Annotated in this window: 15 protein-coding genes; 4 read left to right on the top strand and 11 right to left on the bottom strand. The window is 57.5% G+C overall.

The window, feature by feature from the left end:
• Nucleotides 1–53: 53 nt before the first annotated feature.
• The 4 genes from KSF73_03485 to KSF73_03470 form a co-directional block, all read right to left on the bottom strand.
• The gene (locus KSF73_03485) at nt 54–1,409 is read right to left on the bottom strand and encodes a glutamine synthetase family protein (protein ID MBV1774774.1); all 1,356 of its coding nucleotides are present in this window, start codon (nt 1,407–1,409) and stop codon (nt 54–56) included.
• A gap of 85 nt (nt 1,410–1,494) precedes the next feature.
• Nucleotides 1,495–2,649 carry a CoA transferase gene (locus KSF73_03480; protein MBV1774773.1) on the bottom strand — a complete coding sequence of 385 codons (1,155 nt, stop codon included), beginning with the start codon at nt 2,647–2,649 and terminating at the stop codon, nt 1,495–1,497.
• 53 nt (nt 2,650–2,702) lie between these two features.
• Nucleotides 2,703–3,416 carry a transporter substrate-binding domain-containing protein gene (locus tag KSF73_03475; GenBank protein MBV1774772.1) on the bottom strand — a complete coding sequence of 238 codons (714 nt, stop codon included), beginning with the start codon at nt 3,414–3,416 and terminating at the stop codon, nt 2,703–2,705.
• Between the two features lie 72 nt (nt 3,417–3,488).
• Nucleotides 3,489–4,664 carry an acyl-CoA dehydrogenase gene (locus KSF73_03470; GenBank protein ID MBV1774771.1) on the bottom strand — a complete coding sequence of 392 codons (1,176 nt, stop codon included), beginning with the start codon at nt 4,662–4,664 and terminating at the stop codon, nt 3,489–3,491.
• 117 nt (nt 4,665–4,781) lie between these two features.
• Between KSF73_03470 and KSF73_03465 the strand changes: the two genes are divergently transcribed.
• Nucleotides 4,782–5,567, top strand: a complete 786-nt coding sequence (locus KSF73_03465) for an IclR family transcriptional regulator (GenBank protein MBV1774770.1) — start codon at nt 4,782–4,784, stop codon at nt 5,565–5,567.
• A gap of 12 nt (nt 5,568–5,579) precedes the next feature.
• Here the strand turns inward: KSF73_03465 and KSF73_03460 are convergent, their stop codons facing one another.
• On the bottom strand, nt 5,580–6,047 hold the full coding sequence (locus tag KSF73_03460; GenBank protein ID MBV1774769.1) for a hypothetical protein: 468 nt from the start codon (nt 6,045–6,047) through the stop codon (nt 5,580–5,582).
• A 217-nt stretch (nt 6,048–6,264) separates the two neighbouring features.
• Here KSF73_03460 and KSF73_03455 point away from each other — a divergent pair, with 217 nt between their 5' ends.
• Complete coding sequence (locus KSF73_03455; GenBank protein ID MBV1774768.1) at nt 6,265–6,753, top strand: glutathione peroxidase; 489 nt, start codon at nt 6,265–6,267, stop codon at nt 6,751–6,753.
• 78 nt (nt 6,754–6,831) lie between these two features.
• Here the strand turns inward: KSF73_03455 and KSF73_03450 are convergent, their stop codons facing one another.
• Nucleotides 6,832–10,554, bottom strand: coding sequence for an EAL domain-containing protein (locus KSF73_03450; GenBank protein MBV1774767.1), 3,723 nt, complete (start codon nt 10,552–10,554; stop codon nt 6,832–6,834).
• Nucleotides 10,555–10,726: 172 nt separating this feature from the next.
• Here KSF73_03450 and KSF73_03445 point away from each other — a divergent pair, with 172 nt between their 5' ends.
• Nucleotides 10,727–12,937: a penicillin acylase family protein gene (locus KSF73_03445; protein ID MBV1774766.1), complete on the top strand. Its 2,211-nt coding sequence runs from the start codon at nt 10,727–10,729 to the stop codon at nt 12,935–12,937.
• 14 nt (nt 12,938–12,951) lie between these two features.
• Here KSF73_03445 and KSF73_03440 read toward each other — a convergent pair whose 3' ends face one another.
• From KSF73_03440 to KSF73_03425, 4 genes are read right to left on the bottom strand one after another with little or no spacing between them, the layout of a single operon-like run.
• Entirely contained in the window at nt 12,952–14,502 is a 1,551-nt protein-coding gene (locus tag KSF73_03440; GenBank protein ID MBV1774765.1) for a GGDEF domain-containing protein, read from the bottom strand.
• Complete coding sequence (locus KSF73_03435; GenBank protein ID MBV1774764.1) at nt 14,502–15,458, bottom strand: homoserine kinase; 957 nt, start codon at nt 15,456–15,458, stop codon at nt 14,502–14,504. The genes KSF73_03440 and KSF73_03435 overlap by 1 nt, the downstream gene beginning before the upstream one ends.
• A 39-nt stretch (nt 15,459–15,497) precedes the next feature.
• Nucleotides 15,498–15,884, bottom strand: a complete 387-nt coding sequence (locus KSF73_03430) for a DUF2782 domain-containing protein (protein ID MBV1774763.1) — start codon at nt 15,882–15,884, stop codon at nt 15,498–15,500.
• Nucleotides 15,885–15,893: 9 nt separating this feature from the next.
• Nucleotides 15,894–16,628, bottom strand: a complete 735-nt coding sequence (locus tag KSF73_03425) for a TIGR00730 family Rossman fold protein (protein ID MBV1774762.1) — start codon at nt 16,626–16,628, stop codon at nt 15,894–15,896.
• A 115-nt stretch (nt 16,629–16,743) separates the two neighbouring features.
• On the opposite strand from KSF73_03425, the gene polA reads away from it, so the two are divergent.
• Complete coding sequence (polA, locus tag KSF73_03420; protein ID MBV1774761.1) at nt 16,744–19,503, top strand: DNA polymerase I; 2,760 nt, start codon at nt 16,744–16,746, stop codon at nt 19,501–19,503.
• A 46-nt stretch (nt 19,504–19,549) separates the two neighbouring features.
• Here the strand turns inward: polA and KSF73_03415 are convergent, their stop codons facing one another.
• Entirely contained in the window at nt 19,550–20,029 is a 480-nt protein-coding gene (locus tag KSF73_03415; protein MBV1774760.1) for a GNAT family N-acetyltransferase, read from the bottom strand.
• Nucleotides 20,030–20,138 lie beyond the last annotated feature (109 nt).

Below are 20,138 nucleotides of genomic sequence, written 5' to 3'. Positions count from 1 at the left end.
TCAAAAAGCCTGCTCAGGGCTCGGAGAGGTACAAAAGAAATCCTGCGTGCCAATCAAGCAATCGAAGCCAGATAACGTCGCTCCCACGGGGTAATTTCGTGATGGAACGAAGCCAGCTCGGTTTCCTTGACTGCTACATAGGCATCGACAAAAGCCGGATCAAAAAGTTCACGGGCAATGGTACTGGCGGCCATGCGATCCAGCGCGCCTTCGAGCGAGCGCGGCAATGCTGGACCGGTTTCTTCTTCGATATTAAAGACGGTACCGCTGATTTCAGCAGAAGGCGTGAGCCCCTTTTCGATGCCGTACAAGCCAGCCGCCAGCGAGGAGGCCAATACCAGATAAGGGTTGGTATCACAGCCGGGAATGCGGTTTTCGATACGGCGTGCGCCCGGACCGGAACGCGGGATACGGATCCCCACCGTGCGATTGTCATAACCCCAACTCAGATTCACCGGCGCCGCCATATGCTTGGCGAAACGGCGATAGGAATTCACGTGCGGGCATACAATCGGCATCAAATCAGGGAGGCAGGTTTGCAGACCGGCGATGTACTGATAGAAGACGGATGACGGTTCGCCATCTTCGCGACTGAAGATGTTCTGCCCGCTGGCATCGATCACGCTCTGGTGGATGTGCATGGAGCTGCCCGGCTTGCCCGCCAGCGGTTTGGCCATAAAGACGACCTGCAGATTGTGCTTGAAGCCAATTTCGCGCAGGGCGTATTTAAACAGGAAGGTCTGATCCGCCAGATCCAGCGCTTCGCCGTGCAGCAGATTGATTTCAAACTGCCCCGGTCCGAGTTCGTGCACAAAAGTATCGCCACGGATGCCCAGCGTCTCCAGCGCGGCATGCACCTCATCCCAGAAGGCCGACAGATCATTCAGCGTGCCGAAACCGAAGCCCTGCTGCCCTTCTTCACGACGGCCATTGCCGGTGTAATACGGCGCCATCGGCTGGTCAGGGTCACTATTGATCGCCAGCACATAGAATTCCAGTTCGGGCGCGACGATTGGCGTCCAGCCGCGATCTGCATATTTTTCCAGCACCGAGCGCAGCACATTGCGGCTGGCAATCGGCGTGGCCTGTCCATCCAGATCAATACAATCGTGAATCGCCAGTGCGCGGGTCGAGCGTGCCCACGGCACATGCTTCACCGTGCTCAGATCGGGCACAAGACGCATATCCGGGTCACCTTCGCCGGAAAAGCGGTAATCCGCCCAGTCGCCTGTCACCGTATGAATCGCCACCGCACGGCATAGCCGCAGTTCCCAGCCCGCCAGAAATGATTTCAATGGCAGCACCTTGCCGCGCGGATAGCCGTTTACATCCGGCACCAGGCATTCCACTTCGCGAACGCCGGAGCCCTGCAGCCACACGGGCATATGGGCGTGATTGTCGGCAGTCATGTTGTTCTCCTTGTCATCCTGCTTGTCAGGTTTTCCCTGCCCGAGCCAGTCTATCCGGCCCGTTTTTGATTCGTATCGATACGTGTCAGCGGCCGAGATAGGCGTCATCATGCTCGCCCAGCATTGGCGCGGCCTGCGTATAGGCCACCGGCGTGCGCGACAGGCGGATGGGGTTGGCCACCATTTTCACCGGCCCCAGTGGATGCGGCACGTCGACCACCATCTCGCGCGCCGCCACTTGCGGATCAGCCAGCGCCTCGGCCACCGAATTGATCGGCCCGCCCGGAATCCCCTGCGCGGCCATGCCATCAATCCAGTAATGGCGCGGCTGCTTGGCCATCGCCTCAATGATCAGCGGCACCAGTGTCTCGCGGTTCACCACACGGGCACGATTGGTGGCGAAGCGCTCATCCAACGCCCATTCACTGTGTCCGCACAGCTCGGCAAAGCGGGCAAACTGGGTATCATTGCCCACCGCCACGATCACATGTCCATCCGCAGCTGCAAAGGCCTGATAGGGGACGATATTGGCGTGTGCATTGCCATAACGCGGCGGCACCTTGCCACCGACCAGATAATTCGAGGCGACATTGGCCAGCATGGCCAGCTGGCAATCGAACAATGCCACGTCGATATGCTGACCCTCGCCGGTACGATCGCGATGCGCCAGTGCCGCGAGAATGCCAACCGTGGCATGCATGCCGGTAAACAGATCCGTCACCGCCACGCCCACTTTCATGGGTTCACCCGCCGGCTCGCCGGTAATGGACATCAGCCCGCCCAAGCCCTGAATCATGAAATCGTAGCCCGCCTGCTCCGCGCGCGGCCCCGCCTGACCAAAGCCGGTAATCGAGCAGTACACCAGATCCGGCTTGATGGCGGACAGGCTCTCGTAGTCCAGCCGGTATTTCTTCAGGCCGCCCACCTTGAAGTTTTCCACCACCACATCGCAGGATTTCACCAGCGCATGCAGGGTGGCCTGACCATCAGGCGTCGTCATGTCGATACACACGGATTTTTTGCCGCGATTGGCGCAGAGGTAATAGGCAGATTCGCGTGTAGGCTTGCCGTCTGCATCCGTCAGAAAGGGCGGACCCCAGCCACGGGTATCGTCGCCGCCATCGGGCTTTTCGATCTTGATGACTTCGGCGCCGAGGTCGGCCAGTTGTTGCGTCGCCCACGGCCCGGCCAGTACACGGGATAAATCCAGTACGCGGAGATGAGACAAGGCTCCGGTCATGTGCATGCTCCATCTTTGCCGTCCGGCAGATCAGGGCTGCAGCAGACGGCGATTCAGGGTGAAGGCACCAGCGCCAGCTCGCGCCAGAGTGCTTCAACCAATTGTTTGTGTTGCTGGTAGAACGTCCGGCTCACCAGCAGATACAAATGCGTTTCTTCAAACGGTTGCGGCAGGGCTTTCAGCACCCCGGCGTATTTGCCTTCCAGCAACGGTGCGGCCTCGGTTTCCATCGCCAGCGCCGCATCCAGCCTGCCGAGCATCAACTTGCCAAGATTCTGTTCGGTTGTGCGCGCCCCATCATCGACACGCGCACCTGTAGCGCGCATGCGATCAATATGGGTAAACCCTGCCTGTACGCCCACAACTGGATTGGGCGGAAAACTAAATTGTTCACCCTCCCAGCTTAAGGTGCTGTCTCGCCGTACATACAGCCGGAACATCACGCGGACCAGCGCACGCGAAGGATCAGCAAGGCCGCCTCGCGAGGGATAAACCGCAAACGTCAGTCGATCCTCCGTGTATGCCCCGATCAGGGCATCAACGGCCGTCGAACGCAATTGCTCGACACACCGGGCACGCGGCGCATAGACATTGTGAACTTGCAGCCCCAGCTTCGCGGCGACCCGCCTGATCTTCCGCTGCAGGACCCCATTACCGTCCGCACGCGTGTACGGCTCGAACGACTTGTCGAGCGTACACAAGCGCATGCGCGGCGCGTCGGCGGCCAGCGCAGACACACAGCAGACCAGCAGGAGCAGAAAGCGCATACACGCCTCCCGAAATAATGACTCTCCTGCATTCTAGTCAGCGCCTGCCCGCGCAACCGGAAATTCACATCCTCAGGAGAATGCGGCCAGTCCGGTTTGTGCGCGGCCCAGAATCAGCGCATGCACATCATGAGTACCTTCGTAGGTATTCACGGCCTCTAGATTCATTACATGGCGGATAACATGGAATTCGTCACTGATACCGTTGCCGCCGTGCATATCGCGGCTAATCCGGGCGATATCCAGTGCCTTGCCACAGTTGTTACGTTTGATCAGCGAAATCATTTCCGGCGCGGCGCGGCCTTCGTCCATCAGGCGGCCAACACGCAATGCAGCTTGCAGGCCCAGTGAGATTTCAGTCTGGAAGTTGGCCAGTTTCAGCTGGATCAGCTGATTGGCAGCCAGCGGACGACCAAACTGCTGACGATCCAGCGTGTACTGGCGCGCCGCATGCCAGCAGAACTCCGCCGCACCCATCGCGCCCCAGGCGATGCCGTAGCGTGCCTTGTTCAGACAGCCGAACGGCCCCTTCAGGCCGCGAATGTCAGGGAAAGCGTTTTCTTCCGGCACGAACACATTGTCCATGACAATTTCGCCGGTGATGGATGCACGCAGGGAGAACTTGCCTTCGATCTTCGGTGCAGACAGCCCCTTCATGCCCTTTTCCAGCACGAAGCCGCGAATCTCGCCGGCATCATCCTTGGCCCAGACCACAAACACATCAGCGATCGGCGAATTGGTGATCCACATTTTGGCGCCGGACAGGCTGTAGCCGCCGTCGACCTTCTTGGCACGGGTAATCATCGAACCCGGATCAGAACCATGGTTCGGTTCGGTCAGCCCGAAACAGCCCACCCATTCGCCCGTTGCCAGCTTCGGCAGATACTTCTGCTTCTGCGCTTCGCTACCGTAGGCATAAATCGGGTACATCACCAACGAGCTTTGCACACTCATGGCCGAACGATAGCCGGAATCCACGCGCTCCACTTCGCGCGCTACCAGACCATATGCCACATGGCTCACGCCTGCGCAGCCATAGCCTTCGATGGTGGAACCCAGAAAGCCCAGCTCGCCCAGCTCGTTCATGATCTCGCGGTCGAAGTGCTCGTGGCGGTTGGCCTGCAGCACGCGCGTCATCAGTTTGCCCTGACAGTAGTCATGCGCTGCGTCGCGGATCATGCGTTCTTCATCGGTCAGCTGCTCGTTCAAGAGCAATGCGTCATCCCATTGAAAGCTCGGGCGTGCCATATGTGTTCTCCTGTGCCGGATTCCAAGTAATGGATTCGTTTATAATTCCGCGTTGCGGAACAATGTTTCATCATGCAGAATAGTATGACTGTAAATGTGTCCAAAAGGCAAACCCGCATGTCCACCCAGCCACACGCTGCGCCCGAAGATGACCTGAGCAACGATCGCCTGTTTGTCACGGCGCTTGCACGCGGGCTGGACATTCTGCAAGCCTTTGGCATGCAGGATAGACAACTGGGGAATCAGGAGCTGGCGCAGCGCACCGGCCTGCCAAAATCAACGGTATCGCGACTGACTTACACGCTGACCAAGCTGGGATATCTGCAACAGGATCCGGTTAGCAGCAAATATCTACCCGGATTGAAAGTGCTGACGCTGGGTTTTGCCGCACTGGCGCAAGTGGATGTGCGCGAGCGTGCGCGGCCACTGATGCGGGCGCTGTCGCAGGAAACCGGACTGTCAGTGACGCTGGGCTGCTTGATGGGGACGCGGGTGGTATATGTCGAGGCCTGTCGCGCGACGACGCGAGTGGGTATCAAGCTGGATGTGGGTGCCAGCGTGCCATTGGTCAGCACGGCGATTGGCCGGGCGATCTACGCCAGCCTTGACGCAAGCCAGCGCAGCCAGACCACCGATGCACTGGCGCTTGAATACGGCGGCAGCTGGCCGGATTGGCAGGAAAGATTGCATACTGGCGCAGCAGAAATCAGCCAGGACGGCTTCTGTCGCTCATTTGGCGAATTCGAGCCCGACATCTTCGCCGTCGCTGTTCCCCTGCGCGGACAGGAGTCACCCATGGCCATTAACTGCAGCGGCCCTGCCTACCGGCTGACGCCTGAGCAATGGGCGGGGGAGATTGCACCGAAGTTGCGGGAATTGGCAGGGCGGCTGGGTGGAGCGTAACAACGCTGCGACTCATATTTCTGTCAGACTGAATCGCACTTTTCGGGGTGTCAAATCAACCAGCGCTTCAAGCACTTTGGATGCTAATACCTGCGGCCTGAACTGTGATAGTCCGGCCACACTTTCACACCATGATGTTTGATATCCGAGATCATCTGCAACACTATCAACATTATATTCAAGCTGCCAAATTAACTGTGTCATCTCGTCATCATCTCCACACCCGGAAATGAACTGGCGCGTCAAATTCAAATAGAAACATGCCTCATAATACCCTTCCAGCGCTTCCTGATAACCCCACTCAAACAATAATGCATCAGGCCATGCACCATTTACTGAGTGAACTGCATCAACGCGCTTTTGCTCGTAAAAATCTAACCACGCTTCAACTGCGGCCTTGAGGTCATTTGGCAAAAAAACATCTAATTTTTTCTCATTAACGAATGATTCAAATGCCTTATCTACTTCTGAGATTTTCATAAACTTCCTAATTGAAAATGAGGATACGATCTAAAACTTGCATGCAAAATGCTATCACAGGAAGTGCAATTGCTATTACCCTGCTTATCGTGAAGCCCCCAATCACATCAGGGTTGACACCCACCCCACCCACACTGCACGCTCATCCCATTTTCCCACTCAGGAGACATCCATGCTTCGTGCAACCCTGATTGCTGCTGCGCTGCTGGTGAGCCCGCTGGCGCATTCCGCCTGTTCATCCCTACTCAACCATCAGTTCAAGACCCTGCAAGGCGAGCCTTTCGACATGTGCAAGGCGGAAGGCAAGGCGATTCTGGTCGTCAATACGGCCAGCAAATGCGGCTTTACCAAGCAGTTCTCCAAGCTGGAAGAAATGTACAAGACTTACAAGGACAAGGGACTAGTGGTGCTCGGTTTTCCGTCCAATGACTTCAAGCAGGAACTGGATAGCAGCAAGGAAATCGCCGAGTTCTGCAAGCTGACCTACTTCATCGAATTCCCGATGATGGAAGCCAGCCACGTGCGCGGCGATGATGCCAATCCGCTGTTCAAGCAACTGGCTCAAATCTCTGGCGAAGCGCCGCGCTGGAATTTTAAGAAATACCTGATCGCGCCGGATGGCAAGACTGTCTATCCATTCTCGACCCCGACCGAGCCGGATAGCGAAGAAGTGATGAGCAAGCTGAAGCCGATGCTGCAGAAGTGACACTGATTCAATCCACTCCTCCCGCCCCCGCGGGGGAGCCTTGCTTGCGCAAGTAAGCGGATGATGTGTGCAGACGGGCTACACGCTGACGCCACCCAGTGTCAGTGTCTCCACCGGACCGGGGCGGCCGAACAGGTAGCCCTGGAACACAAAGCAGCCGCTTTCCTGCAGCAGCGCCTTCTGTGCCGGGGTTTCCACCCCTTCGGCGATCACCGCCAAACCCAGAATCTGCCCCAGCGTCACAATCGCCTTCACAATCGCCAGATCGCTGGCATCTTCCATGATGTCGCGCACAAACGTCTGGTCGATTTTCAGCTGCTCCAGCGGTAGTCGTTTGAGGTAGGACAGCGATGAATAGCCTGTCCCGAAGTCATCTAGCGAGAAGCGCACGCCCAGCGGAATCAGCGTATTCATCTTGTCGATGATGGCATCGACATCCTTGAACAGCAGGCTTTCGGTGAGCTCCAGTTTCAGTCGCGAGGCCACCGTCGGATAGCGCTTCAGTACACCCAGCACATCCTGAATAAAGCGCTCGTGGTGGAATTGCACCGCACTGATGTTCACAGCGAGCGTGAGGTGAGCGGCATCCGGTTGCTGCTCCCACTGCTGCAATTGCTGGCACGCGGTTTCCAGCACCCATAGCCCCAGCGGCAGAATCAGAGCCGTCTCCTCTGCCAGGGGAATAAATTGCGCCGGTGATACCATGCCACGCTGCGGATGTTTCCAGCGCACCAATGCTTCTGCACCCTGCACGCGGCCCTGCGAATCCACCTGAATCTGGTAATGCAGCACAAACTGCTGCAGTGCCAGCCCCTCGCGCATATCCTCTTCCAGCGCAGCATGTGCCGACACCGCAGCCTGCATGGCCGGATCAAAGAAGCGGATTGCATTGCGGCCAGATCCCTTGGCCTGATACATGGCGAGATCCGCCTGCTTGAGCAGTTCGTCTACCGTTTCATCCTTGCCGGTAAACAGGCAGATGCCGATGCTGGGCGTACTGCGATGCTCGATATTGTCGAGCAGATAGGGAGTGTTGAGTGTTTCATGGATTTTCTGTGCAACCACTTCGACCTTTTCTGCGGCGTCGACATCTTGATGGGGTAAGCCTTCGAGCAACACAACAAACTCGTCGCCGCCCAGCCGGGCAACGGTATCACCTGCCCGCACACATCCAACCAATCGTTTCGCCACCTTGGACAGCAGCATGTCCCCCACACCGTGGCCGCGCGTGTCATTCAGGCGCTTGAAGTTATCCAGATCAATAAAGAGCAAGGCACCGCACTGATCACTTCGGGCACTGCGCGCCAGTGCCAGACGCAGCCTATCCATCAGCAGGCGACGATTCGGCAGATTGGTCAGCGGATCAAAAAAGGCCAGATTGCGAATCTCATCTTCGGCGCGTTTGCGTTCGGTAATGTCTACGAGGGCGAACACGATATGCGTCAACACATTGAGTTCATTGCGCACAGCCGTCACAGACAACCATAAAGGAATATCCGTCTGGTCGACCCTTTGCGCCCAAATTTCACCTTGCCAGCTTCCATGCAAACGCACAGCCCCAATCAGCGCGTCGAAATCTCCGTCTCCATGTCTCGCCGATTGCAAGATGGATGGGGAATGTCCGAGCACCGCATCCGCCGGATACCCTGTAATGCGAGTGAAGGCCGTATTTACCCGCAAGACCACCAGATCCGCACTTGCAATCATCAAGCCTTCTTGCGACTCAAATGCGGTCGCCACCACCTTCAATTCCTGCTCCTGTGCGGCTAAGGCCTCACGTGCTACTTCTACTTCGCGATAGACAAATGCATTATCGAGCGCAATCGCGGCATACGCGCACAATGTCCGGAAAATGGAGCATTCGCGGTCGCCATAGGCATTTTCACGTGTCGATTGGATACTGATCACGCCGATCAGTCGTCGTCCCACCTCCAGCGGCTCGAAGATCATGCTCTGCGGCATCAGTGTGCCCGCGCGGACGGGAAACTCCAGCGGCCCCTTTGTAGCGCCCACGACAATTTCTTTTCGTTCCCGCACGCATTTCGCAGCCAGCGAAACAGGATCATCGAGCTTTACATCGATATCTGGCGGGATATCCTTCCCCTCCAGGGCAAATGCCATACGCAACAATCCACGCGGCTCATCCACCAGAAAGAGCAGCAGGCTGGTGGCGTCCAGAAAGGTTCTGGCGTGGTCGGATAGTGCCCACATGATGTCGTCAGTGAGCAAATTGGCGGTAATTTCGCGTCCAATCCGGCCGAGTGCCTCCAGCGTCGCATTGGTTTCCTGAAGGGCACTGGCTAAACGCTTGTGGTGCTCCGCATCTGCGCGAACCTGATCCACCTCATGGCGGAGTTGCATGGCAACCGCACGCTTTTGCGCTTCCTCGACCCGAGATTGATTCCGTGCGCCAGCGGCCTCCACCATACTCTGGTATGCACGCTGATAGTCGCCACACCCAGCCCACGCATCTGCCAGCTGATTGTACAGTTCTGTCGGTACGCGATAGCCGCCAATGCTCCGGGCAATCGTCAGGGCTTCACCCAGGTAATGCAGCGCAGGCGTGGGCGCTTCCAGATTATCCGGCCCCGCCAGTTGATATTCCTGATGCAACTCGGCAAAGACACGCAATGCCTTCACCTGTTCGTCCGAGTTACCTTTGCTTCTGGCGAGTCCCAGCGCGCCTGCGACCTTGGCGAGTGCATCGGCAGGCCTGCCTAAATGAACCAGTGCGGTTGCCTGCCCACGCCACGACTTGATGAGCAGATCGGATTCGCCGTGCGAACTGAGTGAACTTTCCAGCTGCACAAACCAGTCAAGCGCCTCGGAATAGCGCTTGCCATCCAAAGCCAGCTGCCCCAGATGTTCCAGCAACAACTCGTAAGTACGTGACCCTGTCATGGGGTCAAGCATCGCCAGCGCTTCATTGAGCAGATGCTGCGCATCCCCTTCACGCCCCAGCAGGCGCAAAATATCGCCCGCCTGCACCAGACACAGGCCGATGCTACCGGGCCAGCCGGACTCTCTTGCCTGTCTTAATGCACGTTCAGCCCAATCCAGTGCACCATGCAGATCGCCCAGGGTGGCAAACCCTTCTGCAATATTGACGGCACACACTAGCGCCTGCGCAATTTGTCCGGTGACATTGGCCGCGTTGTATGCGTTCAGATCAAACTTGATGGCCTCACCAGGATCATCCGTTAGCGCAGCGACATTCGCCTGCGCAATACTGATCCAGACATTTACCCCATCGGCATGCTGCGACTGCGCAGGAAAACTCTCTGCCAAGCCGTGCGCCGCACCCTCCGCATCCACAAAGGCAATGCGTGACAGAATACGTGCCATGGCTGCATCAATACGATTCTGGTCGGTCGTCAGCCGATAATCGCGCAGCGCCCCATTCAGACTTTGATTGACTTGCTGTCGCTTACCCAAATCCGACCAGATAGACGCTAGCAACCAGCGCCCATCGCCCGCACCTGCTGCGTCACTGATTTGCTCGAACGTCGCAATCGCGGATTCAGCTAATTCCATCGCGCTTGTTTGATGACCGGCCAGGCTCTCAAACTCCGCTCGAATGAGGCGAATCCGTGCCTCGATTCGCATTCGATCGACAACTGGCAAATGAACCGGGCGAAGCCGGATTTCGATTTCTTCCAGTAGGAGCTGCGTACGGTGACTATCACGTTGACGCTTGTGCCAGGCAAGTTCCAGCAAAGCTTCCAGACGTGCGCGCCCATCCAGTTCACCCAGCCTGGATTCCAGTAAGCGTACGACTTCATCTGGCGCAAACAACTCCATATACAGCATCCTGTGAGCGACTTGGTGACACGCCTCCTCAGCCTAATGTAGTTCAGATTGCGGCAATTTGCCCTAGCGACGTTGTATGAAAGACGCGCCATCCGATGCGCTACTTGTTGCCTTGACGCGCTTGCGGAGAGAATTTATATATTCTCATGCTCAAAGTCCGCTTATGTCCCCTCTTCCGCCCCTGCGACGCTTACTGCCGGCTTCCGCGCTACTTGCCAGCTCTCTTTATGCCTTGTGTTTTACATCGGATGCCGCTCGGCAAGATGCGCATGTCGCCAACGTGACGATTACGCGGGATCAATGGGGGATTCCCCACGTCAGTGGTAAACGTAACGCAGATGCGGTATTTGGCTTGATTTATGCCCAAGCAGAAGACGACTTTCAGCGCATTGAACTGAATTACATCAATGCGATGGGCAGGCTGGCTGAAGTGGCAGGTGAAACCGCGCTGGCGCAGGATTTGCGCATGAAATTGTTTATCGACCCGCTTGCTTTAAAACAGGCATACGAGCGCAGTCCGGCCTGGATGCAGCGGTTGATGCAAGCCTGGGCAGATGGCCTGAATTACTTTTTACACACGCACCCCGACATCAAGCCGCGTCTGATCACGCATTTCGAACCGTGGATGGCACTCAGCTTTACCGAAGGTAGTATCGGCGGAGATATCGAATCCGTCGATACGAATGCGCTCAGGGACTGCTATCTGCCGGCTGACGTCAAAGTGGCCTATGCCGTGCCGCTCGCGGAACCCGAGCCCCAGGGCTCGAATGGATTTGCCATTTCGCCAAAGATCACCCAGTCCGGCCATGCGCTGCTGATGATCAATCCGCACACATCCTTCTATTTCCGTCCGGAAGTCCACGCCCGCAGCGAAGAAGGCCTGAATGCATATGGCGCTGTCACCTGGGGGCAATTCTTTGTTTATCAGGGATTTAATGAGCATCTCGGCTGGATGCATACCTCGGGTGGGGGCAATGTCATCAGCGAGTACGTCGAAACCATCGAGATGCGCGATGGCCGCCCCTATTACCGGCATGGCAACCGGTGGCGTCCGGTTACCACACGGATAATCACCCTGCCCTATCGCGATGGCGATGCGCTGAAGTCGCACACCGTCACTGCATGGTTTACCCATCATGGCCCGGTCGTGCGTAAAGCTGGTGACAAATGGGTATCAGTCAGTCTGATGAACTCGCCGCGCAAAGCCTTGATGCAATCCTGGTTACGCACCACAGCCAAGGATTATGCCGCCTTCCGCAAGGTGCTCGACTTACGCACCAACTCGTCGAACAATACGGTTTACGCTGATGATAAAGGCAATATTGCCTATTTCCACGGCAACTTCATGCCACGCCGCGATCCTTCGTTCGACTGGCGCCGCCCGGTAGATGGCAGCAATCCGCGCACTGACTGGCGAGGTTTGCATCCGGTCACGGATATCATCCAGATCCTCAATCCGGCCAGTGGCTGGATTCAGAACACCAATAACTGGCCCTTCAGTGCGGCAGGTACACATAGCCCCAAGCGCGAACATTATCCCGACTATATGTGGGTGTACCCGGAAAACGCACGCGGCCTGCATGCACTCAGGGTACTGGAAGGCAAAGCGGGCTGGACACTGGAGAAACTAATTGGCGCTGCCTACGACTCCTATCTCACCGGCTTCGACCGCCTGATTCCTGCCCTGCTGCAAGCGTGGAACGCTTTGCCGGTCGAGGCCCCGCAGCGCCAGCAATTGCATGAGCAGGTCGCGTCCCTGCGCAAATGGGATCGCCGCTATGCACTGAATTCCACCGCCACATCACTGGCGATATTCTGGGGGCAAGCCCTGCTTGATCAGCATAGCCCCGCGGCCAAGGCCAACCTGATGCCGGGATTGGATTATGTGGAACAGCATGCAACTGCAGCCGATTTACTGAACGCGCTTGTGAGCGCCAGCAACAAACTGCAACAGGACTTCGGCAACTGGCAAACCCCGTGGGGTGAAATCAATCGTTTCCAGCGTCTGGACAACCAGCTCATTGGCCATTTTGACGATACGCAACCCAGCCTGCCAATTCCTTACGCGTCCGGCATCTGGGGCTCGCTGGCGGCATTTGGTACCACCCACAAGCAAGGCACCAAGCGCATCTATGGCGAGCGGGGTAATAGTTTTGTTGCCGCAGTTGAATTTGGCCCTAAAGTGCGTGCACTGAGTATTCTGGCGGGTGGCGAGAGCGGCCATCCAGATTCCCCCCACTTCAAGGATCAGGCTGATATGTACAGCCGGGGGGAATTCAAGCAGGTACTGTTCTATCCGGAAGACATTGCCGCCCATGCTACATGCCGGTACCGGCCGGGCGAATCGTCGAGCTGCGCCCTCGCGGTACATTAGTGCTTGATGAGCGCTTAGGCGGGCGTTGCGGTTGTATCCGTTTGATCGGTTGACGCCTGCCGGGCCAGCATCACGCGATTGCGTCCTGCTGCTTTGGCGCGATAGAGGGCGCGATCTGCAGCTTCCAGCGCGGGTTCGATTTCAACACTTTTCGGATCGTACTGCGCGACACCAATGCTGACTGTCATCTGGACAACGTCGCCCTCGGGCACATCAAACCGCAGGGCAGCAACGGCCTGCCGGATACGCTCGGCCGCCTCAAGCGCCTGTGTCAGCGACGCCTCGGGCAGCATGGCCGCAAACTCCTCGCCGCCCAGACGACCACATACGTCAGGCTGACGCAAACTCGACTGAATGGTCTGAGCAACGAGATGCAGGACCTTGTCTCCCATTGCATGTCCATAACGATCGTTGATGCGTTTGAAATGATCCAGATCGATCATCAGTACACTCAGTGGCCGTGCGTACCGCCGTGCCATTTCACACGCTGCCAGCGAGCGATTCATGAAATAGCGCCGATTCGGTAGACCTGTCAGCATATCGGTCATGGCTTCATTAGCCAGACGCATTTCGTGCGCCTTGCGTTCGCTAATATCGGCGATACCAATCAGCATGGCATCGAATTCCGCGCCCATGGGCACATGGCGCGCAGACAGCATGCCCCATCGTTCGTCGTCTGCGCCTGCTAGACGAAATTCGAGGTTATCCAGTGCGAGCGCATTACCCATTTCATGGCGAATCGCCTGCCAATCCTGACGGGTAATCAGCGGGCCTAGTAGGGTATCGCCCTTCACGGCAGGCGGCGCTGTCATTTCCCCGAGTAGCGCGCGCATGCGGTCATTGGCGTAGTGAACCTCCCCCGTTTCGGTGTCGGCCATGGCCAGCGCGACAGGCGATTTGTCGAGTACACCGCGCAATTGCCGTTCGTTTTCCTGAATCTGATGCGCCCATTCGCGGGTGCGCCGCGCATCGCGCCCCAGCAACCAGATGATGCCGCACAAACCGGCGCCCAATAGCACAATCGTGGCGCCCATCATCCAGGCATTACGCGCTTGTGCATCCAGGCTGCCTTCCCACACCTGAGTAGGTTCCGCCAGTTCAAGCATGCGTCCACCTGCAAGTGGACGTCGCAATAGCAGCCAGGGTTGCCCCGCTGCATTTTCGGCTACCAGCAATGCATGGTGATCAGACGATTGTGGCTCGAATAATTCTGGAAATGCCTGGCTCCGTCCAAGCGGCGCCTCAACCTTGCCATTCAACAGACGTCCACTGACCGACACCGGCAATCCAATAGGCGGCACATCACTTGATTCAGCGCGCCCACTCTCGCGACGCTGTCGCGAGGCTACGTGACCAGCTTGATTCACCTCGGCACGTTCGATCTGCATCTGAAGCAGATCGGCCAGCCCTGACAGGGAGCGTGCCGCCATTTGCTCGGCTGACACACGTGCATCGCGATGCACTACGGCCAGCATGGACAGCAAGAGTGCAACACAGGCGCCGATCACCGCGATGGTAAGTCGCCAGGTGGGAAGGGATAGGCGAGGCTGGGGTACCGGGGTCATCAATCATCCAGCCAGGACAGGGTTGCCGCCACATCGCGCTGGATATGGGCGCGCAGGATGCGGCCAAATACTTCCGGGTCTTTTTTCCAGGTCAACTCGCCGCTAGCCGGACGATACCAGTCGAGCAGGCGCGACACATAGAAGCGAATCGCCGCAGAGCGCAGCACCAGCGGCCATGCCTGTCGTTCATCTGCATTGAGCGGACGTACGGATTGGTACCCTGCACACAATGCTTTGGCGCGCACCGGATCAATTTCGCCATCTGGCAGGGCGCACCAGTCATTCACGGTAATCGCCAGATCGAAACTCAGCAGATCATTGCAGGCATAGTAGAAGTCGATAAAGCCGCCGATTCGTTCGCCATCCATGAGTACATTGTCACGGAACAGATCGGCATGGATGACACCTGTGGGCAGATGCGCATAGCGATGGCGGGCCTGTTCGTGCAATTCGTGACGCAACAGCTCGCGCGTCTCCTCGGGCAGATCACTGTACAAATGCTCTGCCGTCATGCGCCACCACTTGGGGCCGCGCGGATTGTGCATACGGGCAGGATAAGTTTCACCGGCGCGATGCATCTGCGCCAGCATTGCCCCCAATGCATGACACTGCACCTCATCGGGATGTTCGACCGGCTTGCCATTCAGCCAGTTGACCACAATGGAAGGACGACCGCACAGGGTATCGATGTATTCGTCGCGCAGATTGGCAATGGGCGCGGCACTAGCAATGCCGTGGCGCGCCAGATGCACCATCAGGTTGACGTAGTAAGGCAAATCTTCCGCCGTCAGGGTTTCGAACAGGGTCAGCACATAACGCCCCTGCGTCGTCACCAGCTGGTAGTTGGTGTTTGTTACGCCTTCGGCAATGCCCTTCAGTTCGACCAGTTCACCGATTGAATAGCCGCGCAGCCAGCTCGACAACGCTTCCGGGGTGACAGTGGTAAACACAGACATGCAAGGCTCCTGACGGGCAAGAAAGATTGAAAAATCGAATTAGAAGGTAAACAGCACCCAGCGCGGCGGCGACAGATGCTGGCCGTTATCCGGCGCGGTCACCGGACGTAAACCCGACCCGTTTTCATCGTACAGATAATAGGCAGGACCCACTTTGGGCTCGACCTTGATCATGTACAGGCGACCCGCCACGCGGTATTCGGTGAACTTAGTGTTTTCGCGCTCGACAATGGTGGTGACCGGCTTATCAGCAGCAACTTTGTCCGCATCCGGCACCGCGGCTTGTGCGGGTTCCTTTGGCATCGGGGGCGGCGGCGGTACGGTCGTCTTTTTAGGATCGACCCGGTCTGCCTGACCAACCGGCACATCCGCTGCACTCACATGCGCTGCCAGCATGGCAGTCAATACAGCCATCCAGATCTTCATCACCATCTCCTACAGACTCAGCTGCATTTCGCGTTCGGCCACACTCAGGGCAAATCCGCGGCTTTCATAGAAGTTGAAAATAGCATCCACCACTTGCGCCGGATCGTCGATGATCTGAATCAAATCAGGATCTTCCGCATTGATCATCTTTTCGTCGACGAGGGTGGAACGTATCCACGCCATCAGTCCACTCCAGAACGCGCTGCCCACCAGAATAATGGGAATCTTGCGCGACTTACGGGTCTGGATGAGGGTCAGTGCTTCGGTCAGTTCGTCCAGCGTACCGTATCCGCCCGGCATCACCACATAGGCTGTGGCATTTTTCACAAACATCACTTTGCGCGCAAAAAAGTGGCGGAAAGTCTGGCTCACATCCTGATAGGCATTGCCGCTTTGTTCGTGCGGCAGCAGGATATTCAACCCAACCGAGGGCGATTTTCCGTAAAATGCGCCTTTATTCGCCGCCTCCATGATCCCCGGCCCGCCACCCGAAATCACCGAGAAGCCTGCATCGGACAGGCGCCGGGCGATTTCTTCGGTGAGTGCGTAGTAGGGATGATCGCGCGGCGTACGGGCTGAACCGAAAATACTCACGGCCGGCTGGATCGCCTGCAGGCGCTCGGTGGCCTCGACGAACTCGGACATGATTTCAAAGACGCGCCAGGCCTCGCGCGCGCGATAGGCCTGAGTGGCAGCCGTCGCTGCCGGGTCCGATTCACTGGGTATTTTGTCGTGCAAGCTCATTAATCATCAACTTTCTGTCCGGCAACCCTGCCGAACGCTTTCCATCCAGTCTGGCGGCGGGTAAGGTAACCCACCTCCGCCCGTCCCTGATAGCCACACTACCACCGGAACCGACATGACCGCTACGACCCTGTTACTGATCGACGGCTCTTCCTACCTCTATCGCGCATTCCATGCACTGCCGGATCTGCGCAACAGCGCGGGGACACCGACCGGGGCACTGTACGGCATGATTTCCATGCTCAAGCGCCTCCAGAAGGAAATACCCGCCGATTTCGTCGCCTGCGTATTCGACGCGAAAGGCAAAACCTTCCGCGACGACCTGTATCCTGACTATAAAGCGCATCGTCCGCCCATGCCGGATGATCTGCGCGCCCAGATCGAGCCGATCCATCAGGCCGTAGCCGCACTGGGGCTGCCGATTCTGATGGTCGACGGCGTCGAAGCCGACGATGTGATCGGCACACTGGCCCGCCAGGGCGATGCAAGTGGCATGCAGGTCATCATTTCCACGGGCGACAAGGACATGGCCCAATTGGTCACGCCCGGTGTCCGCCTTGTTAACACCATGAGCAACGAAGTCCTGGATGAAGCCGGCGTGGAAGCCAAATTCGGCGTGCGCCCGGATCGCATCATCGACTATCTCGCGCTCATCGGCGACACCGTGGACAATGTGCCCGGCGTACCGAAATGCGGCCCGAAAACAGCGGTCAAATGGCTGGGAGAGTACGGTTCGCTCGATGGCGTCATGGCTGCAGCGGCCACCATCAAGGGCGTGGTGGGCCAGAACCTGCGCGATACACTGGACTGGTTGCCGATGGGGCGCCAACTGGTGACGATCGCCTGCGATGTCGACCTCTCCGCACACATGCCCGCTGGCATGGAGACATTGCGCCTGCGTGCTGCTGATCCTGCAACACTAGGCCAACTGTACCAGAATTATGGCTTCCGTAGCTGGCTGGCCGAACTGAAAGGCGAATCAACTGGCAGCGACAGCAAAAAAGGCGACACTGCCAAGGCAACGCCGGCCGCCTTCCAACCCGCCCCGCAGTTGGAACTGCGCGAACTTGAGCGCAACTATCCCTGCATTCTCGATGTAGACACACTCAAGGTATGGATTGACAAGCTCACCGCCGCGCCAATTGCAGCGGTCGATACCGAAACAGACAGCCTTGACCCGATGGTGGCCCGCATTGTGGGTATCAGCTTCGCCGTAGCAGAAGGGGATGCTGCCTACCTGCCGCTGGCGCACCGCTACCCGGATGCGCCGGAGCAAATCCCCTTCGATCAGGCTATCGACACACTGCGTCCTTGGCTGGAAAGCGATCAGTTCGCCAAGGTTGGCCAGAATCTGAAATATGACCAGCATGTGTTCGCCAATCACGGCATTCAGCTGCGCGGCATTCAGGACGATACGCTACTGCAGAGTTATGTGCTCGACTCCACTGAACGCCACAATATGGACGATCTGGCTGCACGGCATCTGGGCCTGAAAACCATGCTGTACGAAGAAGTGTGCGGCAAAGGTGCCAAGCAGATCCTGTTCGACGCCGTTGATATCAGTATCGCCACACAGTATTCGGCAGAGGATGCCGATGTCACCCTGCGTCTTTATCACACCTTCGCGCCACGTCTGGCCGCAGAAACCGGCCTCAATCGTGTCTACCGCGAGCTGGAAATGCCCGTTCGCGAGGTACTGTTCACTATGGAACGCCACGGCGTTCTCGTAGATGGCGCAGAGCTGAATCGCCAGAGCCATTCGCTGGGTCAGGGTATGCTGAAACTGGAGCAGGAAGCCTACGAATTGGCCGGGCAGCCATTCAATCTGGCCTCCCCCAAGCAGATCGGCGAGATTCTGTTCGACAAGCTGCAACTGCCCGTTATCAAAAAGACGCCCAAGGGCGCGCCGTCGACCGATGAAGAAGTACTGGAAGAGCTGGCGCAGAACTACCCGCTGCCCGCCCGCCTCCTGCAGCACCGCTCGCTGGCCAAACTGAAGTCCACCTACACCGACAAGCTGCCGTTAATGGTGAATCAGCGTACCGGCCGCGTGCATACCAACTATGCGCAGGCAGTCGCCGTGACCGGCCGACTCGCTTCCAACGACCCGAATCTGCAGAACATCCCGGTGCGGACGGCAGAAGGTCGCCGTGTGCGCGAAGCCTTTATCGCCCCGCCCGGCCATGTGATTGTGTCTGCAGATTATTCGCAGATCGAACTGCGCATCATGGCGCATCTGTCGGGGGATGATGGTCTGATCAGCGCGTTTGCACGCGGAGAAGACATCCACCGTGCCACCGCAGCTGAGGTGTTCGGGCTGGAGGTGTCCGCAGTCACCGCCGAACAGCGCCGCTACGCCAAGGCGATCAATTTCGGCCTGATCTACGGCATGAGCGCCTTTGGCCTGGCAGCGCAACTGGGCATCGAGCGCAGCGCCGCCCAGCAATTTGTAGATCGCTATTTCCAGCGCTATCCCGGTGTAGCTGATTATATGCAGCGTACCCGCGAACTGGCGCGCTCGCAGGGCTATGTGGAAACCTGGTTTGGCCGGCGCCTGTGGCTGCCGGAAATCAAATCGTCGAACGCCGCCCGCCGTGCCGGAGCCGAACGTGCGGCCATCAATGCGCCGATGCAGGGCACCGCTGCCGATTTAGTGAAACTGGCAATGCTGGCGGTGCAGAAGTGGATTGAAGATGAACAGATCGAGAGTCGTCTGGTGATGCAGGTACACGATGAACTGGTACTGGAAGTCCCCGAAGCCGAGCTCGACCGCGTGAAGACGCGCCTGCCCGAGCTGATGGCAGAAGTCGCGGCGCTCAGAGTGCCCTTACTGGCGGAAGTTGGTGTCGGCCCAAGCTGGGAAGCTGCACACTAATTAAGCGGCAAAGAATAAATCAGGTGCAAACACAATCGGGTGGCCCTCATGCCGCCCGATGTTGTTTTGGCAGCTGGTACCCAAAAAAAGCAGCTCCGTCAGGACTCAGATTGCCATCAAGTGACAGATTGGGGAATTTTTCCTGCGCCATATTCACCAGCAAGGTTGCAATTCCCTTGCGTCGCAACTCTGGAATCACATAGATCACATCCACAACAGGAGGTGACTTGCGCTTAGTCGCCTTGCGAACCTGCAAGACTGCAGGCGCCATACGCCCGGCTACATGCCCCGATTGCACAATATATGGATCGACGAAATACAAGAAACGGACAAAGTGGGCAGTCTCGGCAAAGAGGATATGCGCATCAAGCCATTGAAAATGCTCTTGCGCCGGATCACCCCGATAAAACATCCCGCCTGGCAACGACATCACCGGAAAGATTTTATCAGGGCAATCATGCACACCATTCTGGCTTAAATAGCCAACAACAGGCAGTCGTGCATGTCTCGCGGTGCATACTTTCATCGCAGTTCCCTGCCTCCAATGTCCTCAGTGCTTCTCGTTCACATCGTATGCAACCAATGTATCAAGCATCCCCAAGCAACTTCAAGTCACATCAAGTTTCAAATCATTT

The organism is Burkholderiaceae bacterium DAT-1 (assembly GCA_019084025.1).
GTDB lineage: Bacteria > Pseudomonadota > Gammaproteobacteria > Burkholderiales > Chitinimonadaceae > DAT-1.
Note: the sequence above shows the minus strand (reverse complement) of the source record. Positions and strands in the feature narration are given on the sequence as shown.